The organism is Longimicrobiaceae bacterium, assembly GCA_036375715.1.
Classification (GTDB): Bacteria; Gemmatimonadota; Gemmatimonadetes; order Longimicrobiales; family Longimicrobiaceae; genus DASVBS01.
In genome coordinates, this window is record DASVBS010000031.1 from 271,542 (window position 1) to 293,870 (window position 22,329).

Sequence of the window (22,329 nt, forward strand, 5' to 3'; positions counted from 1 at the left end):
CAGCCCTCCTGGACATCCGAAGGGAACCGAACCGATGGCAGAGATCGCCCGTCCAACGACGGACTTCCGGCGCCTGGCCGACTTCATCTGGGATATCGCCAATCTTCTGCGTGGCGACTACAAGCAGGCGGACTACGGCAAGGTGATTCTGCCGATGACCGTACTTCGCCGACTGGACTGCGTGCTCGAGCCGACCAAAGAGGCCGTGCTCGAGCGCGCGGCCGAGCTGAAGCGGGAATCCGAGGAGCTCCGGCATCAGGCGCTGAAGCGCACCGCCAAGCAGGCGTTCTACAACACGTCCAAGTTCGACTTCCAGCGACTCCTCGATGACCCGGCGCAGATCGGCCCGAACCTGATCCACTACCTCCACGGGTTCTCGAAGCAGGCGCGCGAGATCCTCGAGCACTTCGGTTTCGAGACTCACATCGAGAAGCTCGAGCGGAGCAACCTGCTTTACCTCATCGTCCAGCGGTTCGCCGAGGTCGACCTCCATCCGGCCGCGGTTCCGAACGAGACGATGGGGAGCATGTTCGAGGAACTGATCCGGCGGTTCGCGGAGCAGTCGAACGAGACGGCGGGTGAGCACTTTACGCCCCGTGAAGTCATCCGGCTCATGGTGAACCTGCTGTTCATCGAGGACGATGACGTTCTACGGAAGGCCGGCGTGGTGAAGACGCTGTATGATCCGGCCGCCGGCACCGGCGGTATGCTCTCCGTAGCGGAGGACTTCCTGCGCGAGATGAACCCGCAGGCGCGGCTCGAGGTCTTCGGGCAGGAGCTGAACGAGGAGAGCTACGCGATCTGTAAGGCGGACATGCTCATCAAGGGGCAAAACCCCGAGAACATCGTCCTCGGCAACTCGTTCAGCGCCGACGGCCACGCCGGTAAGCGGTTCCACTACATGCTGTCGAACCCGCCGTTCGGCGTGTCCTGGAGGAAGGTGCAGAAGGTCATCGAGGACGAGCGCGATACGCTTGGCTTCGCGGGCCGATTCGGCGCCGGCACCCCGCGGATCAACGATGGGTCTCTCCTCTTCCTCCAGCACATGATCTCGAAGATGCGCTCCCCGGAGGAAGGCGGAAGCCGTATCGCGATCGTCTTCAATGGATCGCCGCTGTTCACCGGCGATGCCGGAAGCGGTGAGAGCGAGATCCGTCGCTGGATCATCGAAAATGACTGGCTCGAGGCGATTGTCGCCCTGCCCGACCAGCTCTTCTACAACACCGGCATCCACACGTACGTGTGGATCGTCACGAACCGGAAGAGCGCGCAGCGTCGAGGCAGGGTCCAACTCGTGAACGGTGTCGGATTCTTCCGAAAGATGCGGAAGTCGCTCGGCAATAAGCGCAACGAGCTTACGCCAGATCACATCCGCGAGATCACCGAGATCTACGGCGCGTTCGCGGAGTCGAAGCACTCCCGGATCTTCGACAACGACGACTTCGGGTTCAGAAAGATCACCGTGGAGCGCCCCCTGCGGCTGAGTTTCCAAGCGTCTCCGGAGCGCATTGCGCGACTGGAGGACGAGTCCGCGTTCCAGAACCTGGCGACAAGCCGGAAGAAGGGGGAGAAGGCGCGGCAGGAGATCGAGGAGGGCAAGCGCGCGCAGGAGGCGATCCGGGCGGCGCTGCGCTCGCTGGATCCCGAGCGCCTCTACCTCGATTGCAAGGACTTCTTTCGCGATCTCAAGAAGGTTCTGGACCGCGCCGGCGTAGGCGTCAGCGCTCCCCTCCGGCGCGCCATCGTCGCAGCGCTCGGCGAGCGGGATGAGAATGCGCGCGTGTGCACGAGCAACGGTGCGCCGGAGCCCGACACGGATCTGCGCGACACCGAGAATGTGCCGCTCAAGGAGAACGTCGAGGAGTACTTCGAGCGCGAGGTCAGGCCTTTCGTTCCGGACGCGTGGATCGACGAGACGCGGACGAAGATCGGTTACGAGATCCCATTCACTCGGCACTTCTACGAGTATACGCCACTGCGCCCGCTGGAAGAGATTGAGGCGGAGATCAGGGAGCTGGAACGTGAGATCGAGGGGATGCTGGAGGAGGTGCTCGCGTGAGTGGACGTCCCCGTGCACTGGTCTTCGGCGACCGAGTGACTCCCTGGCGAGCTCATCTGCCGTCGACTTGGCGTGTAGAACCGCTGAAGTACCACGTCGCGATCAATTCTCGAACTCTCGGAGAGGGTACGCCGGCTGATTTTGAGTTTGATTACATAGACATAGGGGCCGTTGACGGTCTGGGGCGAATCGGCGAGGTGACAAGGCACCGTTTCGAGACCGCCCCGTCGCGAGCGCGTAGGATCGTGCGTAGCGGCGATACGCTCATCTCGACGGTAAGGACATATCTCCGTGCTATCACGTATGTCGGTTTTGCGGAGGGAGATCTCGTATGCTCTACGGGCTTCGCCGTACTATCTCCAAGCCACAAACTCGACCCGCGGTTCCTGCGATACTGGATGCGGTCAGATCCTGTAGTGGATGAGATCGTGGCACGATCGACGGGGGTAAGCTACCCGGCAGTGGCCCCCTCCGAGATCGGTTCCTTGCCCATCCCAGTTCTCCACCTCGTAGACCAGCGCGCCATCGCCGACTTCCTCGACGAGAAGACGGCCGCCATCGACGCGCTGATCGCGAAGAAGGAGCGACTGATCGATCTCATTGAAGAGAAGCGGCAGGCGGCAATCACGCGGGCCGTTACGAAGGGGCTCAATCCCGACGTGCCGATGAAGGACTCGGGGGTTGAATGGTTAGGTGAGGTGCCCGACCACTGGCAAGTTACGCGACTTAAGTTTGGTCTCCAACGAATTGAGCAGGGGTGGAGCCCTGCCTGCGAGAACCGGCCTGCTGCGGAGGATGAGTGGGGTGTCATGCGGGCAGGATGCGTGAATGGCTCTGAGTTCAATCCCAACGACAACAAGGCGCTTCCGGCGGGAGTGGAACCGCTCAGTGAGTACGAAATCCGGCCAGGTGACGTGCTGATGTCTCGTGCCAATACGCGAGCGCTTCTCGGGTCGGCTGCAATGGTGGGCGCTGTACGGCCGCGCCTAATCCTGTGCGATAAGCTGTACAGGCTGACGCCGCGCAAGACCAGGCTCGTACCCGAATTCCTCGTGTTCTTACTGTCCGCCTGGCCGGCTCGCTACCAGTTAGAGCGCGATGCGACTGGCGCCAGCTCATCAATGCAGAACATTGGTCAAGACACGGTGCTCAACCTCGTGCTGCCCGTGCCTTCCGTCGCTGAACAGCGGCAGATCGCGGGGGCGATGCAGAAGCAGAACCGGAGCTATCAGGAAAGTAAACGTCATCTCCAGAACAGTATCATTCGACTCCAAGAGTACCGGCAAACGCTTATTTCCGCCGCCGTCACTGGCCAGATCGATGTGCGATCCAGATCGACCCGCGCTAACAGAGTGCTTGAGGAGGCGCTCGCATGAGCCACGGCGTCCACACCGAGTCCACCTTCGAGTCTGCCATCGAGGCGGCTCTCATCGAACGCGGGTGGCTCAAGGGTAATCCCACGGACTACGATCGGCGCCGCGCACTCGACCCCTCGCACGTGATCGCCTTCGTCCAGGACACACAGCCTGAGCTCTGGGCCCAACTCGAAAAGCAACATGGCGGTGAGCTCCAGTCGATACTCCTGGAGACGCTCGAAAAGTTTCGGCGCACTGTCGGCACGCTCGAGCTCCTGCGTCACGGCCTGAAGTTCTATGGCAGGACCGTCCGCCTCGCCTACTTCGCGCCGGCCACTTCCCTCAACCCCGACGCCGCAGAGCGATACCGGAAGAATCGTCTGGTGGTGACTCGGCAGGTGCGGTTCGTTCCGGGTGAAGACCATTCGGTCGATCTCGTGCTGTTCCTGAACGGTCTGCCTGTCGCGACGATCGAGCTGAAGAACGAGCTCACGAATCAGAACATCGAGCACGCGAAGCAGCAGTACAGGAGACGGGACGCTAACAACCCGTTGTTCCGATTCCGAGAGGGCGCGCTTGTCCATTTCGCGGTCGACACCGATCGCGTCGCCATGACGACCCGCCTCGCGGGCGAAGATACTGTGTTCCTTCCGTTCGATCGGGGCCACGAGGGCGGAGCCGGAAACCCGCCGCACCCGAGTGGGCCGCGGACGGCCTATCTCTGGGAGGACGTACTCGCTCGTGACAGCTTCCTCGACATCCTCGGTCGTTTCATGCACCTCCAGACGGAGGAGCGATGGGAGAACGGGCAGCGGACGACAAAGGAGCTGATGCTGTTCCCGAGGTATCATCAGCTCGACGTCGTGAGACGGCTCGAGGCGGCGGCCCGCACCGAAGGCCCCGGAAAGAGCTACCTCGTGCAGCACTCGGCGGGGAGCGGCAAGACCAATTCGATCGCGTGGCTGGCGCACCGGCTGGCATCGCTCCACAAGAACGACGAGAAAGTCTACCACTCGGTCGTGGTCATCACTGACCGGACCGTGCTTGACCGCCAGCTCCAGGACGCAATATACGAGATCGAACACAAACAGGGCGTTGTGGAGCGAATCGGCGCGGAGGGCAGCGCAAAGTCGACGCAGCTGGCGGCGGCGCTCGAGAGGGGGGCGCCCATTATCATCTGCACACTCCAGACTTTCCCGTTCGTGGCTGAGAAGATCGGTCAGCTACCGGACCGGAACTATGCCGTGATAGTGGACGAGGCGCACAGTTCACAGACCGGCGGAGCGGCACAGAAGGTCAAGGAGGTGCTCCAGCCGTCGTCGCTCGAGGAGGCTGTATACGCGGAAGCGAGCGAAGGCGCGCAGGAATCGAGCAGCGAGGACGAGATCCTGCGGGTGATGGCCGCGCGCGGGCCCCAGCCGAACCTGAGCTTCTTCGCGTTCACCGCCACGCCGAAGGGCAAGACGCTGGAGCGCTTCGGTCGGCCGGACGCCGACGGCCGCCACCGTCCGTTCCATCTCTACTCGATGCGTCAGGCAATCGAGGAAGGCTTCATCCTCGATGTCCTGAAGCACTACACGACGTACCGGACGTTCTGGCGCCTCGCGAAGAAGGCAGAGGACGATCGGGAGGTCCCGAAGCGGAAGGCCGCCGTGTCACTCGTTCGCTTCGCGACACTCCACCCGCATAACATCGCGCAAAAGGCCGAGATCATCATCGAGCACTTCCGGCAGAAGGTGCGACACAGGATAGGCGGGCGTGCGAAGTCGATGGTGCTCACCCCGTCGCGTCTACACGCGGTCCGGTACAAGCAGGCATTCGACCGGTACATCGCGGAGAAAGGGTACACCGACGTACATCCGCTCGTCGCGTTCTCCGGTACGGTTGTCGACCCCGACACGCGTGAGCATTACACGGAGCCCGGGATGAACCTCGGCATCAGCGAGACGCAGTTGCCGGAGGAGTTCGCGGGTGACGACTACAATGTCCTGATCGTCGCGAACAAGTACCAGACTGGATTCGACCAGCCGTTGCTCCACACGATGTACGTCGACAAGCGGCTGGCCGGTGTTCAGGCGGTTCAGGCGTTGAGCAGGTTGAACCGCACGCACCCCGGCAAGTCCGACACGTTCGTCCTCGACTTCGTTAACGAAGCCGATGACATACGGGCAGCGTTTCAGCCGTACTATGAGGAGACGATTCTCGCCGAGGCGAGCGACCCACACCAGCTATACGAGCTACAACACAGGCTGGATGCCATGCAGGTGTGGTACGCGTCCGAGATTGAGAGTTTCGCGAAAGTCTTCTACAAGCCGCGCGACAAGCAGAGCAAGTCGGATCACGCGCTCCTCGTAAAGTATTTGGGACCGGCCGTCGACCGGTTCAAGGCGCTCACCGACGAGAAACGAACCGAGTTTCGCGACGCGCTGGGTGCGTACGTCGGACTGTATGCCTTCCTGTCGCAGGTGATCTCGTGGGCGGATCCGGACCTCGAGAAGAGATACTCGTTCGGAAGAATGCTCCGGGGATTCCTGCCCACCGAGACCGGAGGGCCTCCCATTGACGTGGGCCGGGACGTTGCCCTGCACTACTACCGCCTCGAGAAGACGCTTGACGACGAGGCCATTGAACTCGAGAAGGGTCCCGGGACTGTCCCTGGTATCATCGCGGTAGGCACAGGCAATCCGGAGGAGGACCACGTCAAGCTGTCGGAGCTGATCGACCTGCTGAACGAGCGATTCAACACGAACTTCACACCTGCGGACCAGCTCTTCTTCGATCAGGTCGCAGAAGAGGCGAAGGCGGACGAGGACGTGGTTCTTCAGGCCCGTGCGAATCCGTTCGATACGTTCGCCCTCGCAATGAAATCGAAGCTCGCGGACCTGATGATCGACCGTCTCGGTCAGAACCGCGACATCGTCGCGCGCTTCTTTGACGAGGCGGATCTGCGCCAGGTGGTGGAGAAGGAGCTGTCGCGTCGGATCTACGAGGACCTGAGAGGCGACGCGGCCTGAGCGGGACCGACTGCTCCGATTACTTTCTCTCAGCGTCGGCCGTTTCCGCTCGCTGAGCGAAGACTTGTTGGGCCGTGCTCAACATGATCCAACCTCGATCCAGATGGGCCCAGCAAGGGTTTCCGCCAACTTGACGCTGGGCAATGTACTTTGTCATATGAAGTGTTAGCCCTTCGCGCGATCCAGACTAACACTTCGCGAGGATCCGACGACCCGGAGACGGAATAGCGCTCCAGGCGCCTCCGTCGAACTGCCGGTCCCGACGTCCGCCGCAAATAGTCGATAAGTGCCTCCGACGAGCAACGCGGCAGTTCGGATCCGGGGCTCGCCCTCAGTGGACTCCTGCTGTCCATGGGACACGCGCGTACTGTCTCTACGCCCTTCCATGTTTCCCTTCCCGATGTCGATGGAAACCTGTTCATCGCGTGTTAGCGAGCCGACGGAGAAGCCGCTGTACTCGCGGCTCGCCCGAGTGGTTCCGGTGCAATCCGGTCCAATCCGGCCGCCTGAGGTCCTCCTCGTTACAAATCGCTGACCGGAACCCGGTGTCCACCCCACGAACACCGGCACCCACGCTCGCGCATGGGGCGGCTGTGCATTGCCATTGACCGGAGAAGTGGGGGGCGCGGCGTATCCCGCGCCGACAATGATTCGCGAAAATCAAACCCCGGACATCGAAAATGGCTTAACCACGCCATTTTTCTCAACTGCGGCCAGCGCTCACTCGGATTTTTGGCCAAGGCTTTCGATGCGGTACGGTGTCGATCAGGAGCCACAACGATCACGGTCGACACCGAGGAACATGGATGCCGAATCCACCAGATCAGCGCGGCAGGTCCATGACGACGGCCGGTCACGACCTTTCCAAGACACTACAGGCACACGAAGAGCGGGCTTTCAAGCTCGCGAGCCGGCTTCACGCCGAGGTCGGCCTCAGCGATGACGCAATCAACGATGTCAAACAGGCTCTAAAATTCTCTGGCCGCGCACGGCAGAACGGCGTGGAGTCCCGGATGCGTGCGGCAGCGAGGAGAGTCCGCGACCTGATCGCCTTCCTTGAATCCGAGCTTGACCGGGCCGAACTCGAGGTACCCGACGAGGTTCACTCAATCCCAGGTGGCACCGGGCCCGCCGAGCGGCGCTCGCGCCCTCTCGCTCCCGACGAGGTTCAGGGTTCCGCCCTCTCCGACCTTTCGACGAAGCTCGCCGTCTGCTTGCAGATGGATCGTGGTTTGAGCGCCCGCGAGGCTCTCGCGCGCGTCGGGGTCGAGGCTACCCCACGATGGGCCCGAAAGATCTACCAGGCTTACCGGGAGCGCGGTGTGAGTGGGCTGGCCGACGGCCGAAGTATGAACGGACGCGCCGAGATTGTGATGGACGAAGAGGTGAAAACGCTCGCACTCCGCTATTGGCTGGACCACCGCTCCGCGACGCAGAAGGAGATTCATCGACTGGTTAGCGAACATCTTCGAGAGCGGATCGACGCTGGGGAGCTCCCGGCCGATACGAGAATCCCGAGCTATTCCAGCATTCGCCGCTTCTTATGGACCCAGCCACAGACCATGAAGCTGATTCGGCGCGGTGATATGGGCGAGTATCGCAAGCATGGGCGGAGCATGATCCCCATAGAGTGGACCACCTATGCAAATGAGCGGTGGCAAGCGGACGGGACGACGCTCGACATCTGGGCGAAGCGTCTAAATGCCCGGGGCGAATGGGAGCCCTCGACAGTGTATCTCGCCGCGGTCATCGACGTTCATAGTCGTGCGATCGCCTCCTTTATCGTGCACGATGCGCCGGCAACCGGCGCACTCGTCCGCCGACTCTTTCTTACGGCGATTCTGCCGAATGAGGGGCCGACTGAGGTCTACGGCGTTCCAGAAGTCATACAGACCGACAACGGACCGGAATACGCAGCCGAGGAGGTACGCATCGGTCTTGCCGCCCTGAAGATCCGCCAGGATTTCGATCCGGGAGAGTACCCGGAACGAAAGGGTCGGATCGAGCGCTGGTTCGACACCCTCGACAAGGGGCTCCTCCGCACACTTCCGGGCCACAAGCTCTCTGTGGGCACGTCCGATGGGGCGGCACAGAAGAACGTCGCCGACTTCCTTACGATCGACCAGATCCGGCAGGAGATCGGGATATGGGTACGTGAGGAGTACCACAACCGGATTCACACCGCCATACAGGCGCGCCCAATCCGGGCGTGGCATCAATCCGTTCGCATCCGTGAGCCGGAGTCGGAGGAGCAACTACTCGGGCTTTGGGTGAACTCGTCGGTGACCCGGAAGATCACCGAGGAAGGCGTGCGCCTCACGATCAGTGGAATCACTCGCCACTACTGGTCCCCTGGGTGCGATCCTCGGATCGGCGAGGAAGTCCGGGTGGGGTTCAATCCCGAGGAGCCCCACCGAGTCCTTCTCTACTCTCTGGTAACCGGCGAACGATACGGCTGGGCTCACGATCGGTTGAGTGACGAAGCGCCCTACGACTTCACGGATGTTATCCGCGCACGACGGAAGACGGAGGGGGCGCTTCGGCAACGGCTTGATCGTTACCGCGCCTTGAACGAGAAGGCACGTCGGGAGGCGCGCGCAAGGGATCGTCAGCACGTCGAGGCACTGCGACTCGAACTGATGGAAGCACAGTCGCAACCCGAGGATCCTCAGCACCCACCACTTGATTCGGCCGATGCGATTGAAGCTGAGCTTCGCGATCTACTCATGACCTCGGAGGAAGGCTGATGTCGTTCTTTCCTGCCCGCGCGGATTCCGCGCTCGTCCGCACGCAGATGATGGAGCAGGCTAAGAAGCGGACGTTTCTTGTTCACAGGCGTGGCGGTCTTGTGGTTTGGTCAGGTCGCTCACGCATCGGCAAGACCAGCACGGCAGAGTGGCTCGAGTCGGAGATCAACGATCGGTACGATCCGGAGAACGGCGATGCGTTTCGGGCTCACTACTACGAGGTGGGCGAACTCGGTCGCCGTGCCGCGGGGCACACGAAGCAGGCGATCCGAGCACTCCACCACGCACCGCTGGGCCGCCTCGACGAAGGTGTATATCGAAGCTCGTCGTCGGAGGACTTGGCGCAACTCGTCATTCACGGACTACGTCGGCGAGCCATCGAAATGATCTTCATCGACGAGGCTGGTCTTTACTCGATCGAGGCGATCCGTGGCCTCGTGCTGGTAGTGGACTGGGCCCGCCGGCTCGGCCATCGACTCACGCTCGTGCTCATCGGCATGGATGATATCGAACGCACCATTGGCTCGAATCCACAGGTCAACAACCGGGTAGCGGACTGGGTATGTTTCGAGCCTCCGAGGCGCGAGGAGATTTTCGAGCTGATTCGGCGGGCCTCTGCAATCTTCGCCGACCGGACTCTCGACGATCCCTCGACAGTCGAGCTCATTGAGTGGCTCGAAGGGACGTACTCGTCTCTGCCCGGTCTCATCCTTCCATTTCTGGACAAAGCCGATGCCCTGATCGGGACGGGAACCTACGGTACGGTTCTTTAGCGCCATTCAGAGCCTCGCGGATAAAGATCGCAATAGTATCCGGGCCATCGTCAAGGGAGCGAACGCGCGAAATCGCCGCGGCCGGAATGGCGAGGCGGAGGTCACGCAATGAGGGGTCTCTCGAGTTTCCGGGCGGAGCATCGGATCGTCCTTTCCGCGGTCGACGCCGCCTACGCCGTAACACAGGAAGGGGTGACGATAGACGATGTAATGCTTCTACTCACGGATGATGAAGTCGAGCGTCTGGACAAGACATATGCCGCCGACCCACAGACTTCGGTGAAACGAATCCTGCAGTTCCTCTTGAGAACGGGAGTTCTTGCGCACGCGGAGCGCGGCAACGGCGTGGTACCAGCGGCGGAGACGCCCGAGACTCGACCATCGAATCGGCAGATCGTGCGCCGCCTCGTGGAGGAATGCTTCGCGCGGAAGCACCGGCGGCCTCTCAGGAGTGGAGACATCAAGGAATACGCTAACGCGGTGGACTATGCCCGACACCTGACATCGGCCGACGTGCAGTCGGCTCTTGCGAGCCTGCTCAGGACTGGTGACATACAGGACCTCGGCAGACAACCAGGCGGTGGACATCGTGGTTGCCGGCTCTTCGCTCCGCTCGGGTCGACTGTTTGCACAGGCGACGCCGACACCACGTGGCTCAGCCATCTCTACCACGTTTTCCAGCAGGTCTGGCAGGCGCGCGTCGCGGAGGCGACTGCGGAGAACCGCCGTCCTGGGCCTCCTTCCACCGGCGACATCCGCGAGGCCGTAAGGGCGTCCGGCGCCTTCTTGGACCGTCTGGAGGACCCGCAGCTTCTGATTAACGGCGTTCGTCAGCTCGCAGCGAGGAGACAGCCGTTTCTTCGGAAAGTTCGCCGCCCTGGCCAACGAAACCTGTTGTGGGCTCCTGTCGACGTAGCCGATGAACTTCTCGACCTCGGTTCGAGCTTCGCCTCTGACACGGAGCGTGTGGTGGAAGCCGTTCGCCGAGCTGAGGCGTCCTTCGGGCGTCCGGTGGAGTTGGCTGAGGCACAGGACGTGATTGATCGTGATGCGGCGCTGTCGCCTGCAGGCACGTCGTCGATCTATCAGATCCTATCTGACATATCAAAGACGACGGTCGACGCCGGCAAAGGGGCGCGCGCGCGCCGTCGGCGTCAGAAAGTCCATGCTCTGGGGTCCGTTGGTGGCCGCGCCCTCTACACCGCGGGTGACCCTGCGGACGGTGCCCGGTACGCAACCGCAGAGCGGCTAAGACTCGAGTGGTATGATCTGAACGTTTACACGGCTCTGAGCGAGATTGCCGGTTGCGCGTTCAACTCCGTCAAGGTTGGACGAGCAATGGAGCTTGAGGCGGCGGTCGTGAGTTTCCAGGAGCGAGCTGACAAGCTCGCCGCAGACAATCCGTTCGCTGTGCACGGTGCGCTCGAGGTGTCGCGGGAAGCCGCTCGAGCGGTTCAGGAAATACAGCCGCTCAAGATCTCGAACAGATCGCTCCCGGTGGAACTCCATCAAACAGTGACCGGCTACACGGCCGCAGAACTCATGCGGTTGCTCGAGCCGCATTACCATGCCGCGAGCAATGCGGAGACGGCGCACGACATCGTACCGAATCTCACGCGCGCGATCTGGCGCATACCCAACGAGGCCCACACGCGGCGCTTCGACACCGACGACAGCAAGGCGGCCGAGTACCTCTTCGAGAAGACGGATGCCCTGACGTACCTGGCGCGGAGGTGGGGCGGACGCGAGGCGATCATGCAGGCGAACCTCGCGCTCCACGTGCTCGGCAGGCTTCGCGACCACCGTTTCGTCTTGCCCCTGTTTGCGAGCTCGGACGTGGAGGCGAGGCTCACCGGTATCGCATGGCTGGCCTTTCTCCAGCCGGACTGCGCCCATGGCGTCCTTACAGGTCTCGCGGAGAAAGATCGGGAACGTGGAGTGCGGGAATCAGCTCGCTGGGCGGCACGTTTTGTAGCCGCGTGTGGCACGCACGCATATGCCGCCGCCTTGGCCGACTGACGCATGAACGGGGAAGAACACCCACTCACCCCGTTGTGAGACTCGACGGGAGGAAAGGGAGCCTCATGGTGATACGGGTGCTGTATCTCACCGATGGCGAGCGGATCGACGAGGTGGTCGGCGACGGCTATTACCACCTTGAGCAGATGGATGACCAGACGTACTGGATCGGCCTGGAAGGCGCTGATGGCAAGCTCGTGCACCTCTGGATCGAGTCGGACCCCCCGATCCGGGTGACCGGCGGTCTCGACAGCGAGCCGGGAGTATGGCCGCCGGGAGTGGTGGTGGAGCGACATGAGAGGGGACGAACAACTGCGAAGCACTGGCTGGGGGAGCAAAAGGGGGTCATCGACCCTTGGTTCCGCACGCTCGATGTAGCAAGCGGGAGGGTCTCCCGGGTGGCGACTACTCCTCCTGTTCTTGCCCACTCTCCCTCAGTAGTTGGCCGAACTGCTCGAATCCCCGATCGCCCAGCCTGTGAATCACACGCTCGGCCATATCCCGCGTCTCCCCGTCCGCACTCGCGAGGCCGATACGGAGAACCGGCGCGACCTCCTCAAAGTTGAAGTGGGGGTAATCGCCACGGAGCTCTGCCGCGATAATGAGCACCGCTATCTCGACTGCTTGATGGCCGTCCACTGCCGCCATCCGCGCGAGATGCTCCCAGAGCGCGCCGGCGATGGGGACCTTACCTCGCGACAGACGGGCTGTCCGAAGAAGGAGCGGGAGCATAACGGCGGCTGGAACGCGGTCGGCCATGGCAAGCCACGCCAGACCCTCCGCCTCCTCGCGCCGCTGTTCATCGTCTCGTCCTTCCTCCTCGAGCTTACTGATGCGCCAGTCGAGAAGCTCCACGACACGCTCCACGTCGGCGGGTGGCACCTCCTCGTCGCTCCAGTAGCGAAAGATCTGCCACCAAACGTGTGCGGAGTCCTCAGGAGTCGCACTCGTGAAGGCGGCGTCGAGGAGCGCGCTGTCGGCTGGTAGTGTGAGCCAGCGTTGCCGGTATGCGAGCACGAGTTGGCTGAGTAGATGCCGACCCGGCCGGAAACTCTCATCCCCTGATGTCCACGGATTCTCATGTTCGGCAGTGGCGGCAACTGCCGCGTCATACAGCGGGCGCAGAGCCTGAAAGACCTGGCCATAGAGACGACTCCGGACGATGTAGCTTGCGAACACAGGATTTTGGAACGGCTGTTCGATCGCGCCGGCGAAGAGTGGGTCGCGCTGCATTTCCAGCCACTCGTCGTCCAACAACATGATCTGCGGTAGGTATCGCCCAACCGCACTTCTCGCCGCGATCGCGGCTTCGCCAGTCTGCTCCAAGATGAGATTGAGCAGTGGGCGTAACCGAGGGCGGTTCGGCCACTCACCCGATTCGGCCCCCGTTCGCTGCCATGCGCGATAGTCATTGAGCGCGACTTCGAGCACGGCCTCCGCCGCCTTTCCGCCCAGTCCGTTTAGCTCCACATGGAGGACGCCGTCCATGCTCGTCGGGACATCGTCAGAACCGATCCATGTTGCTTCCGAATGGACGAGCGCCTCGACAGCACTCCACAACTGCTCTCGATGCTCTCCGGGAACGATGTCATCGCGTGCGGCATCACTCAGGAAGTCGGCCGCAATCTTCCGTGCCCATAAGAGCCCCGGGTCACGATAATCAAAATACTGAGCCGGAGACTCCGTCGCCGGAGGCTCCGGGGGCCGCGCCACGAGCCATTCGACGAACTTGAGCGCCTCAGCCCAAGGAATCGGTCGGTTAGCCTTGAGGGCAGCGGTGAGCCCGTCGAGGGCCCCACGGAGGTACGTGGCGTCGATCTCGGCGTCCGCGCTGTTCCTCAGAAACGTCGCGGTCCAGTCGACGTCCTCTTGGACGCGCTCGGCGATCACGCTCGCGAGCCCTGCCGGAGTCGGCGCATCTCGACCTGCTTCAGGCTCCCAGCTCCTGAGATATTCGAGCAGGTCATCCGGGCTCATGTCCTGAAGTTCCTCGGAGGAGAGAGGGCTCGTTGGTCCCCCGCCGACTCCCACCTCGATGGAAAAGCCGTATCGATCCAGGTCGCGCTGGGTCTTCGACAGCGATTCACCAACCACCCCCAGCTCGGTGGCGAGTTCATGGAGCTCGGGTGGTGGCTCGTGTCCGAATACTCGCAGGCGGTGGCGCTTCCAGTTCTCCTTGAAGTACTTGGCCCTCTCGGTATCCTGGTCCTCCTCGCCGACAAACCGTGCTACCTGTTCCTCGTCAGGCCCGCGTCGGATCCGGTCAATAATCGACTCGCGGACATCGGGCGATGCATCGGCGAGGTGTGCCACCAGTAGATCGCGGTATTCGGGTGACAGGTGTGGCTCATTGAATAGATCTGCATCGCTGATCGCGTGGTCGAGAGCCTGCTGGTCAAAAACCGGCCGGTCCGCAAGAAAAGCGAGTCGCAAGCGCCGGAAAATCTCCCATCGATAGCGAGAGAGTCGCTCGAAGACGTACGCCGCTCCCGCCTCTTCCGAATCGGCGGCAACGCCCGCCGCACGCAGGACCGCTGCGGCAACCAACGATTTCGCAGAGCGGTCCGCTTCGTCCTCCACGCGGCCGTGCCAGTACCGCGAATGATCGGGCCATACGGACTCGGCGTCAGGTAGGTCACCGAACTCGAGCACGAGCATCTCGTTCAGGATGCTGGCGAGCGCAGCGACGGTCGCCCGTGGGCGAACACGCGCGATCAATTCAACCAATGAAAGGAACGCCTCCGGACGAACCGTGTGCCTCAGGTTGGGCATGTCTGCAGACCGACCGGTCGGGCTCGTGGCGAGCGGCCCTGTATCCTCCGTGGGCACGACCCGAAGGAGGGTCCGGAGTACCTCCAGTGCGTTCCCGTCGCCTGCGGCTGCCAGCATTTCCGCTACGGCAAAGACGCCGCGTGAGACCATCGGATGCGTGCTCTGCGCCAAGGCCCTGCCGAGCTTCGGCACAAGGTGGGTTGCATGCTCAGGAGGCAGACGGAGGGCGGCATCGGCCAGCCCTCGCCAGACAAGGGGATTGGAGTTCCCGTCGGGAATGGCCTGTAGAATCTCCAGTAGCTTCTCGGGTGCTTCGGACGCAGAACTCTTGAGATAGGCAGCTTCCGGCCACGGTGGTGCGGTGAGTTCTCCGGTATCGGGGTCGGTCCGGACATCTGGCGCCTCGCGGAAGAGTCCGGCTTCCGCCAGCGGCTCGAGCCATCCGACGTGGCGCAGTCCGCGGAAGAACGCGTGGCGGAGCTGCGGCCGGGCCGCCAAAGTCTGGAGACGCTGCACCTGTTCTTCCGTCGGCCTTTCGACCTGCAGCAGTTCCTCAATCTCCTGACGTGCCTCAAAGTACAGGCCGATCCTGCCGAACAGCACGTCCGTCAGAGCACGAAAGGCCCGGACGGTTTCCTCGACCCGCTCCGGAGAGGGCGGCTTCGACCCGAAATGGGTAGTGCCTTGCAGAGCGTTGTGCGCCTTGACCCACGTCATGACCGAGGGGTGCTGCTCGGGCAGGTCGAGTACTATCGCGATCCTGCGGCGTTGCGACTCCTCTTCTTGCTTGCCGGCCTGTGGCGACGCCACTTGGTGCACGGCCTCCTCCTGAGCGATTGTTTCTCCCTCGCCCGTAAGGATTCTGATAACCGCATTGCTGATTTCACGTCCAGCGTGCGAGAGCATGTGGACGGAAGCCGGGTGCTCCAATATCTGCAGGTAGTAGAGGGCTTGGACGAATAGGTCGGCCAGCCGAGGATCGAGACGGTGCAGTTCGTCATGAACCTGCGCCTCTCGGCCGCTCATCGTCGGCCGGCGGTGTCGATTGGCAGGCGTTTCGCTCACTCGGGTCTCCCGCGCGCCGCACGTGAGTTGCCATATTTCGAGGGCTGGACAGCGTCCGAAAGAAGAGCATTAGAGCCCAGCCCGATCACACTCTGCATTTCTCGACCTGGAAACTCAACCCGAAGACCATCTCCCCATCGCACCGTGAACTGCCCGAGACACCGATAATGCGAGTTCCCTCTCCTGCCGGAACCGCCCTGTGCGTAGGGTATCGGGCCAAGGCGGAATCGCGCACGCCCCGGAAAGAATCAAATATCCCACATCATCGGTTGCCGGAACGAATCATTTAACACGCGCGGAACGAGTCAACGATTCACGACAGGGGGACTGATATGTGGGGTTCTCACGCTCCGCGATTCTGGGTTGTACCCTCTCGCGAACCGTGAGCAGATTCTTATCGCGATTGGTACGCACTGCTGCGTAAGTCGCTATATGTAATCAAATTGTAATATCTTGGATTGGGCTCCGTCTTTCGGACGGAGCCCAATCTTCGTTCACTGTTTCGCGACGAGGCGTGTGAAACTCATGGTCAGCCGCCGAGTTGTCGTCGATTTTCTGCCTCCCGCCGCTCCACAAATCTCGCGACGTCTGATCGGGACTGCGCTGGATCCTGGAGATCGCCTGGATGAGATCCTCCGATATCCGGGTGGCACCTACTTCCTTCGAGCGGATGTCGTTCAGCTCCAGCATCTGGAGATCCTGCGCCGCAGCAATGGTGGCCCCAAGGCGGTCCGCACACGTATGACTGCATCGAAAGCGCAGGGCTATCCCCGGGGACGGGTAGTACCGGCAGGAAGCTACGGAGGTCTCGACGCTCACTCGTGGCGAACGTAGCGCGCAACCCTCCGTCGTCGTTGGCCTTGGACGTCGACGCCAAGCTCTTACCTTCAGATTTCCTCCTCCACGACGAAAGGTTTTTTGAATCACCTCCGAGCGGCTATGAAGATTTCTACCATCCTCGACCACATCGACAGCGGACATATGGCCCTACCCGAGTTCCAGCGAGGATATGTCTGGAACCGTGACCAGGTGCGGGGACTCTTCGACTCGCTCTACCGTCGACATCCCGTCGGCGGCCTGCTCGTGTGGGTGACGGAATCGAAAGGCGCCACCTATCGCGGCGACGGTGCACTCGCCGCGGGCGTGGTGAAGCTGCTGCTAGACGGCCAGCAGCGCATCACCTCGCTCTACGGGGTCGTTCGCGGTCGTCCTCCCAAGTTCTTCGACGGGAACCCGCAGACCTTCACCGGGCTGCAATTTCATCTGGAGAACGAGGTCTTCGAGTTCTATCAGCCGGTCAAGATGAAGGACGATCCACTCTGGATTGACGTGACCGAGCTGATGCGCAGGGGCACGTCGGGCCTGGGAGAGTTCGTGGCGCGACTCTCTTCGCAGCCGGAGCGCGCACCCAAGGTGGGCGAGTACGTCGGACGTCTGAGCCGCCTTCTGGCAATCACCGACATCGACCTTCACGTGGAGGAGGTAACCGGCGCCGACAAGTCGCTCGACGTGGTCGTGGACATATTCAACCGCGTCAACAGTGGAGGTACCAAGCTCTCCAAGGGCGATCTGGCACTAGCAAAGATCTGCGCGGACTGGCCAGAAGGGCGCGAGGCGATGAAGGCGAAGCTCAAGGAATGGGCGCGCGCCGACTACCACTTCAGTCTCGATTGGCTGCTTCGCTCAGTGAACACCGTGCTCACCGGCGAGGCGAAGTTCCAGTACCTGCACGAAAAGAGCGCGGAAGAGGTGCAGAATGCACTGGACCGTGCCACCAAGCACATTGACTATACCCTGAATCTCATTAGCGGGCGGTTGGGTCTGGATCACGATCGCGTTCTATTCGGCCGCTTCGCAATTCCGGTGATCGCGCGTTATCTCGATCAGCGACATCAGCGTCAGCTTGGTCCGTTGAGTGAGAAGGAGCGCGACAAGCTGCTGTTCTGGTATGTGCAGGCGGCTATGTGGGGGCGGTTTTCGGGCTCCACTGAATCGTTCATCGATCAGGATCTTGCCGCCCTCGAGGGCGAAGGCGACGGACTGGACAGGCTGCTCAATCAGCTGCGGCTCTGGCATGGCAGCCTGAGAGCCGAGCCGGATCACTTCACCGGCTGGAGTCTGGGAGCCCGCTTTTACCCGGTGCTGTACATGATGACTCGCATGGGTGAGGCGCGCGACTGGGGGACGGGATTGCCACTCAGAGCGGGCCTGCTCGGCAAGATGAGCCGGCTCGAGGTGCACCATATCTTCCCGAGGGCGCAGCTCTATAAGCGCAACTATTCGCGCCGGGAGGTCAATGCCATCCCCAATTTCTGCTTTCTGACCAAGGACACAAATCTGATCATCACCGACCGGCTTCCCGAGGAGTACTTCCCGGAGGTGGAGGCGGCGCACCCAGGGGCTCTCGCATCGCAGTGGATTCCCATGGATCCGGAGCTATGGAAGGTCGAGCGATTCCGAGATTTCCTGGAGACGCGCAAGGAGCTGCTAGCCCGCGAGCTCAATCGGCGCATGGAGCAGCTCCTGCACGGCGATACGCGCTGGCTCTCCGGACCGGCGGTTGCGTCTACGCCGGCGGCCGTGGGCGGGGGCATCACAAGCGAAGAAGAGGAGGCCAAGCTGGAGGCCCTGAATGAATGGGTGGCGACCCAGGGGCTGCCGCGTGGCGTGCTCGCGTACGATTGTGCAGACGCTGGAACCGGGGAACAGCTTGCCGTGTTCGATCTCGCATGGCCGAATGGGCTACAGGAGGAGCTGAGTGGACCTGTCGCCGTGCTGCTCGACGAAGACGCTGCCACCATCCGAATTGCCAGCGAGGCCGGATTCCGATGCTTCACCGATGTAGACTCGTTCCGCCGGTACGTAGAGGTGGAAGTGCTCGCGGGAATAGCGGATGCTGGATCTGCTCACCGCGACGAGAACAGTGCATTAGAGCTCTGGAGCCGACCGGTCAGTAGTACAGGGTTCACCACGCACGACTGACCCAGTGGGCGTCGGGAACTATCTCCCGACGCCCGCTCTGCTTTTGTGGCATCACCCGTCCACGTGCGCTCAGCAATATCCCCGAGGCTTCCGCCATGGGCGCGACCGTTTGGGGGCGCGTAAGTGATTGCTCCTCTTAACAATACGCATTCATTGATCCCTGCACCCGCGCTTTTGCGAGTACCCCTAACGAGTAACGGTCCCGAGGCGGCAACTACGGTGGGGTTCCCGAATCGGCTTGCCAGCGTCACGCCGCCCGGCGTCACCATCACCAGACACAAGGAGCATGATGACTCGCATGCGCTCACTACTCAGTGCAGGACTGACGTTCGCTCTCGTTCTGACAAGTTCGCAGCTGGAGGCTCAGCTGTGCGGTGGCGTTCCCTTCAACAGGGACCAGACGGTGGTGATGGCGAGCGCCGGCTTCCCGGACAACGCGAACACCTTCGGCATCGAAGGCCGGCGCAAGACCAGCAATGCGATCGTCCTCGCCGGCGGCTACTCCATTACCACGATCGATGAGGACGCCGCCGGGGGCGAGGACATCCCGTCGCAGCACACCATAGCGGCCCAGGGCGCGTACGAGTTCCAGCTGCAGAGCGCGGAGTCGGGACCGCAGCTCGGGATCTGCCCGAACGTCGGGTTTGGTTACACCAAGTGGGACGAGCTCAGCATGGTCTCGATCCCGCTCGGGATTGGCGTAGGAACGGCATTCGAGATCGGTCAGGGCACCGCTCTCCTCGCGCCGTACGCAAGCCCGTCCATCGTGTTCGCCAAGGCCGAGGTCGAAGACGTGGAGAGCGACTGGGAGAACGACTTCGGCATCACTGCGGGGGCGAACCTCGTCGTAAGCAATCTGATCTTCGGCGGGTCGTTCACGAAGGTGGGGGACGCCGACGGCACCTTCGGGGTCCAGGCCGGCCTGATCTTCTGATCGCGGATACGACACAACCGGATCACTTGGAAGAAGAGCGGCTCCGGAGTACCGCCGGGGCCGCTCTTTCGCTGGTGAAGCGTACATAGCCCGGTCCCATTCTCGACGGCTCGGTGCCGCTCGCCCTCGGGTCTTGGCCGTGATGGAGTCCTTTCGTGTAATAGCGCTAGCACGCCCTGTGCTGAGCGGAGTTGGCTTGATCGTCTGCGGCGATTGGCCCGAGCATCCCTCCTCCCTACTCAGTGCCGCTTGCACCAACGCAGGCGGCACTGTCTCTTTGCTTCCTTCCACACGTCGGCTGACCGCCTTCCAAGCCATGCCGAGCACCAACGCCCTCCACGAGGTTCTACACCGTTCCGCAGCCTTCCGCTGCTGCGGCACCGTCCTGCGCGCTGTTCTGCTCTCCACCGCCGTCTGTGCGTCGCCGGCCAGCGCGGCGGCCGCCCAGACCCGGCCCCCTGAGGAGGAGCTCCGCGCCTTCTATCGCTCGCCGAGCGAGCCCTACATGGCGTACACTGACGCCTCCAATGCCCTCTACCGCTACCTGGCGGCGAAAGCCTCCGCCTATCTTGACCAGCGGGAGCGAGACGTCCGGGCGCTGAGCACCCGTGAGGACTGGCTGGAGCGGCAGCGGCGCGTGCGCGAGACGCTGCTTCGGGTAGTGGGGCCATTTCCGGAGCGAACCCCGCTGCGGCCGCGCGTCACCGGCGCGTTTGAGCGGGAGGGGATCCGGGTCGAGAAGGTCGTCTACGAGTCCGTGCCCGGATACCACGTGACCGCGGCGCTCTTCCTCCCGGCGGACGCCCGCGAGCCCCGCCCCGGCATCGTCTACTTCAGCGGCCACTCGGAGCTCGCCTTCCGCTCGAGCGCCTACCAGCACGTCATCCTGAACCTCGTGCGGAAGGGATTCGTCGTGCTGGCGATCGACCCGGTGGGACAGGGAGAGCGGCTGGAGTACATCGACGCGGCCACCGGCGACACGCTGGTGAGGCCGAACACCGCGCATCACTCCTACAGCGGCGCCCAGCTCTTCCTCACGGGGAGCTCCCAGGCCTCGCTGATGATCTGGGACGGCATCCGCGCCATCGACTACCTCGTCTCGCGGCCCGAGGTGGACCCAGCGCGGATCGGCGTCACCGGTCGATCGGGAGGCGGAACGCAGGCGGCCTACGTCGCCGCGTTCGACGACCGAGTCGTCGCGGCGGCTCCGGAGAACTACATCACCAGCCTCCGCCGCCTCTGGGAGACGCGGGGGCCCCAGGACGCGGAACAGAACTTCTATCACGGCATCGCCAGCGGGCTGGACCACGCCGACTTGCTCCTGGCGCGCGCGCCGCGGCCGACGCTGCTCATCACCACCACCCGCGACATCTTCAGCATCCAGGGCAGCCGCGAGACCTACGAAGAGGCAATGCGCGCCTACGCCGCGCTCGGTGCACCCGACGCCCTGCAGAGGGTGGAGGACGACGCCGGGCACGAGTCGACCCTCCGCAATCGCGAAGCGCTCTACGCCTTCTTCCAGGACGCGCTTCGCCTGCCCGGAAATCCTCACGACGAGGTGATCACGCCGATCCCCGCCGACTCGCTGCGGGTGAGCCGGACCGGTCTGGTGCTGACCTCCTACCAGGGAGAAACCACCTTCACCCTGTCGCGCGCCGCCGCCCTCGCCCGCATCGAGGCGCTGCGGCGAGCGCGACAAGAAGGGGACAGTCACCCACAAACCGCACTGCTTCGGGCGCGCGAGCTATCGGGGTACGTCGACCCCGGAGAGGTATCGGAGCCGATCTTCGCGGGCCGGTACCAGCGGGACGGGTACGCGGTCGAGAAGCACATCCTGCCCAGCCGCCTCGGATACCCGCTCCCCTTTCTGCTGATGGTGCCCGAGGGGAAGGGACCCCACCCCGCGCTCCTCTACCTGCACCCGGACGGGAAGCACGTCCATGCCGCTCCCGGCGGCCAGATGGAGCGGCTGGTCCGCCAGGGCTACATCGTGGCAGCTCCCGACCTGGTGAGCAGCGGTGAGCTGGGACCGGGGCTCTTTCGCGGCGATTCCTACGACGTGACGGTGGGAAGCGCGCCCTACGGCGCGTGGTTCGGGGCGGCGACGGTCGAAGAGTCCTTCGTCGGCCTGCAGGCGGCCGACATCGTGCGCGTCGTCCGTATGCTGCGGGGCAGGAGCGAGGTATCCGCCGAACCGATCCGCGCGGTGGCGATCGGTGCTGCGGGGTCGGCTCTGCAGCACGCGGCTGCGTTCACGCCGGAGATCGGGGGGATCGCCCTCGTCGGACCGCTGACCTCCTACGCCTCTCTGGCGACCACCCGGTACTATCGCCCCGAGTTCATCCCCGGAGCGGTCGCCGGCATGCTCACGGCCTACGATCTACCCGACCTCCTCGCGTCGCTCGCGCCCCGGCCGACGTTGATCCTGAATCCTGTCGGCGCCTCAGGCACGCCGCTGAGCCTCGAAGATGCACGCGCGGAGCTGGCGCCCGCGATTGACTGGTATGAGTCGCGGGGTGCGGAAGGCGCACTCCGTCTCCAGGTGGGGGTGGCAGCCACCGGTGACGAGGTCCTTCGCTGGCTCACCGCGGCGGAGGAGGGGACCTGAG

General features: G+C 63.0%; 11 protein-coding genes. 9 read left to right on the forward strand and 2 right to left on the reverse strand.

The window, feature by feature from the left end:
• The first annotated feature begins 34 nt into the window (after positions 1-34).
• The 3 genes from VF167_06695 (at position 35) to VF167_06705 (ending at position 6,428) form a co-directional block, all read left to right on the forward strand.
• Positions 35-2,059, forward strand: a complete 2,025-nt coding sequence (locus VF167_06695; protein HEX6925099.1) for a class I SAM-dependent DNA methyltransferase — start codon at positions 35-37, stop codon at positions 2,057-2,059.
• Between the two features lie 428 nt (positions 2,060-2,487).
• Complete coding sequence (locus tag VF167_06700) at positions 2,488-3,435, forward strand: hypothetical protein (protein ID HEX6925100.1); 948 nt, start codon at positions 2,488-2,490, stop codon at positions 3,433-3,435.
• A complete protein-coding gene (locus VF167_06705) occupies positions 3,432-6,428 on the forward strand; it encodes a type I restriction endonuclease (GenBank protein ID HEX6925101.1) in 2,997 nt (998 codons plus the stop codon). Before VF167_06700 ends, VF167_06705 begins: the two co-directional genes overlap by 4 nt.
• 1,106 nt (positions 6,429-7,534) lie before the next feature.
• Here VF167_06705 and VF167_06710 read toward each other — a convergent pair.
• Entirely contained in the window at positions 7,535-7,876 is a 342-nt protein-coding gene (locus tag VF167_06710) for a hypothetical protein (protein HEX6925102.1), read from the reverse strand.
• A 114-nt stretch (positions 7,877-7,990) separates the two neighbouring features.
• Between VF167_06710 and VF167_06715 the strand changes: the two genes are divergently transcribed.
• The 3 genes from VF167_06715 to VF167_06725 all read left to right on the forward strand — a co-directional run bounded on the left by VF167_06715 (position 7,991) and on the right by VF167_06725 (position 11,967).
• Entirely contained in the window at positions 7,991-9,175 is a 1,185-nt protein-coding gene (locus VF167_06715) for a DDE-type integrase/transposase/recombinase (GenBank protein HEX6925103.1), read from the forward strand.
• Positions 9,176-9,222: 47 nt separating this feature from the next.
• A complete protein-coding gene (locus VF167_06720) occupies positions 9,223-9,948 on the forward strand; it encodes an ATP-binding protein (protein ID HEX6925104.1) in 726 nt (241 codons plus the stop codon).
• A gap of 108 nt (positions 9,949-10,056) precedes the next feature.
• Positions 10,057-11,967, forward strand: coding sequence for a hypothetical protein (locus VF167_06725; GenBank protein ID HEX6925105.1), 1,911 nt, complete (start codon positions 10,057-10,059; stop codon positions 11,965-11,967).
• A 405-nt stretch (positions 11,968-12,372) separates the two neighbouring features.
• Here VF167_06725 and VF167_06730 read toward each other — a convergent pair whose 3' ends face one another.
• Entirely contained in the window at positions 12,373-15,765 is a 3,393-nt protein-coding gene (locus VF167_06730; GenBank protein ID HEX6925106.1) for a hypothetical protein, read from the reverse strand.
• A 978-nt stretch (positions 15,766-16,743) separates the two neighbouring features.
• On the opposite strand from VF167_06730, the gene VF167_06735 reads away from it, so the two are divergent.
• From VF167_06735 to VF167_06745, 3 genes are all read left to right on the forward strand, one after another.
• Complete coding sequence (locus VF167_06735) at positions 16,744-18,786, forward strand: DUF262 domain-containing protein (protein ID HEX6925107.1); 2,043 nt, start codon at positions 16,744-16,746, stop codon at positions 18,784-18,786.
• Between the two features lie 286 nt (positions 18,787-19,072).
• Positions 19,073-19,720 (forward strand): hypothetical protein, encoded by a 648-nt coding sequence (locus tag VF167_06740; GenBank protein HEX6925108.1) that lies wholly within the window; start codon positions 19,073-19,075, stop codon positions 19,718-19,720.
• 316 nt (positions 19,721-20,036) lie between these two features.
• Entirely contained in the window at positions 20,037-22,328 is a 2,292-nt protein-coding gene (locus VF167_06745) for an acetylxylan esterase (GenBank protein ID HEX6925109.1), read from the forward strand.
• Position 22,329 lies beyond the last annotated feature (1 nt).

Excerpts from the sequence above, each read along its gene's own strand:
- VF167_06745 (HEX6925109.1), top strand. The coding sequence starts at position 20,037 with ATGCCGAGCACCAACGCCCTCCACGAGGTTCTACACCGTTCCGCAGCC.
- VF167_06720 (HEX6925104.1), top strand. The coding sequence starts at position 9,223 with ATGATGGAGCAGGCTAAGAAGCGGACGTTTCTTGTTCACAGGCGTGGC.
- VF167_06705 (HEX6925101.1), top strand. The coding sequence starts at position 3,432 with ATGAGCCACGGCGTCCACACCGAGTCCACCTTCGAGTCTGCCATCGAG.
- VF167_06710 (HEX6925102.1), bottom strand. The coding sequence starts at position 7,876 with ATGAATCTCCTTCTGCGTCGCGGAGCGGTGGTCCAGCCAATAGCGGAG.
- VF167_06695 (HEX6925099.1), top strand. The coding sequence starts at position 35 with ATGGCAGAGATCGCCCGTCCAACGACGGACTTCCGGCGCCTGGCCGAC.
- VF167_06725 (HEX6925105.1), top strand. The coding sequence starts at position 10,057 with ATGAGGGGTCTCTCGAGTTTCCGGGCGGAGCATCGGATCGTCCTTTCC.
- VF167_06715 (HEX6925103.1), top strand. The coding sequence starts at position 7,991 with ATGAAGCTGATTCGGCGCGGTGATATGGGCGAGTATCGCAAGCATGGG.
- VF167_06735 (HEX6925107.1), top strand. The coding sequence starts at position 16,744 with ATGAAGATTTCTACCATCCTCGACCACATCGACAGCGGACATATGGCC.
- VF167_06730 (HEX6925106.1), bottom strand. The coding sequence starts at position 15,765 with ATGAGCGGCCGAGAGGCGCAGGTTCATGACGAACTGCACCGTCTCGAT.
- VF167_06740 (HEX6925108.1), top strand. The coding sequence starts at position 19,073 with ATGATGACTCGCATGCGCTCACTACTCAGTGCAGGACTGACGTTCGCT.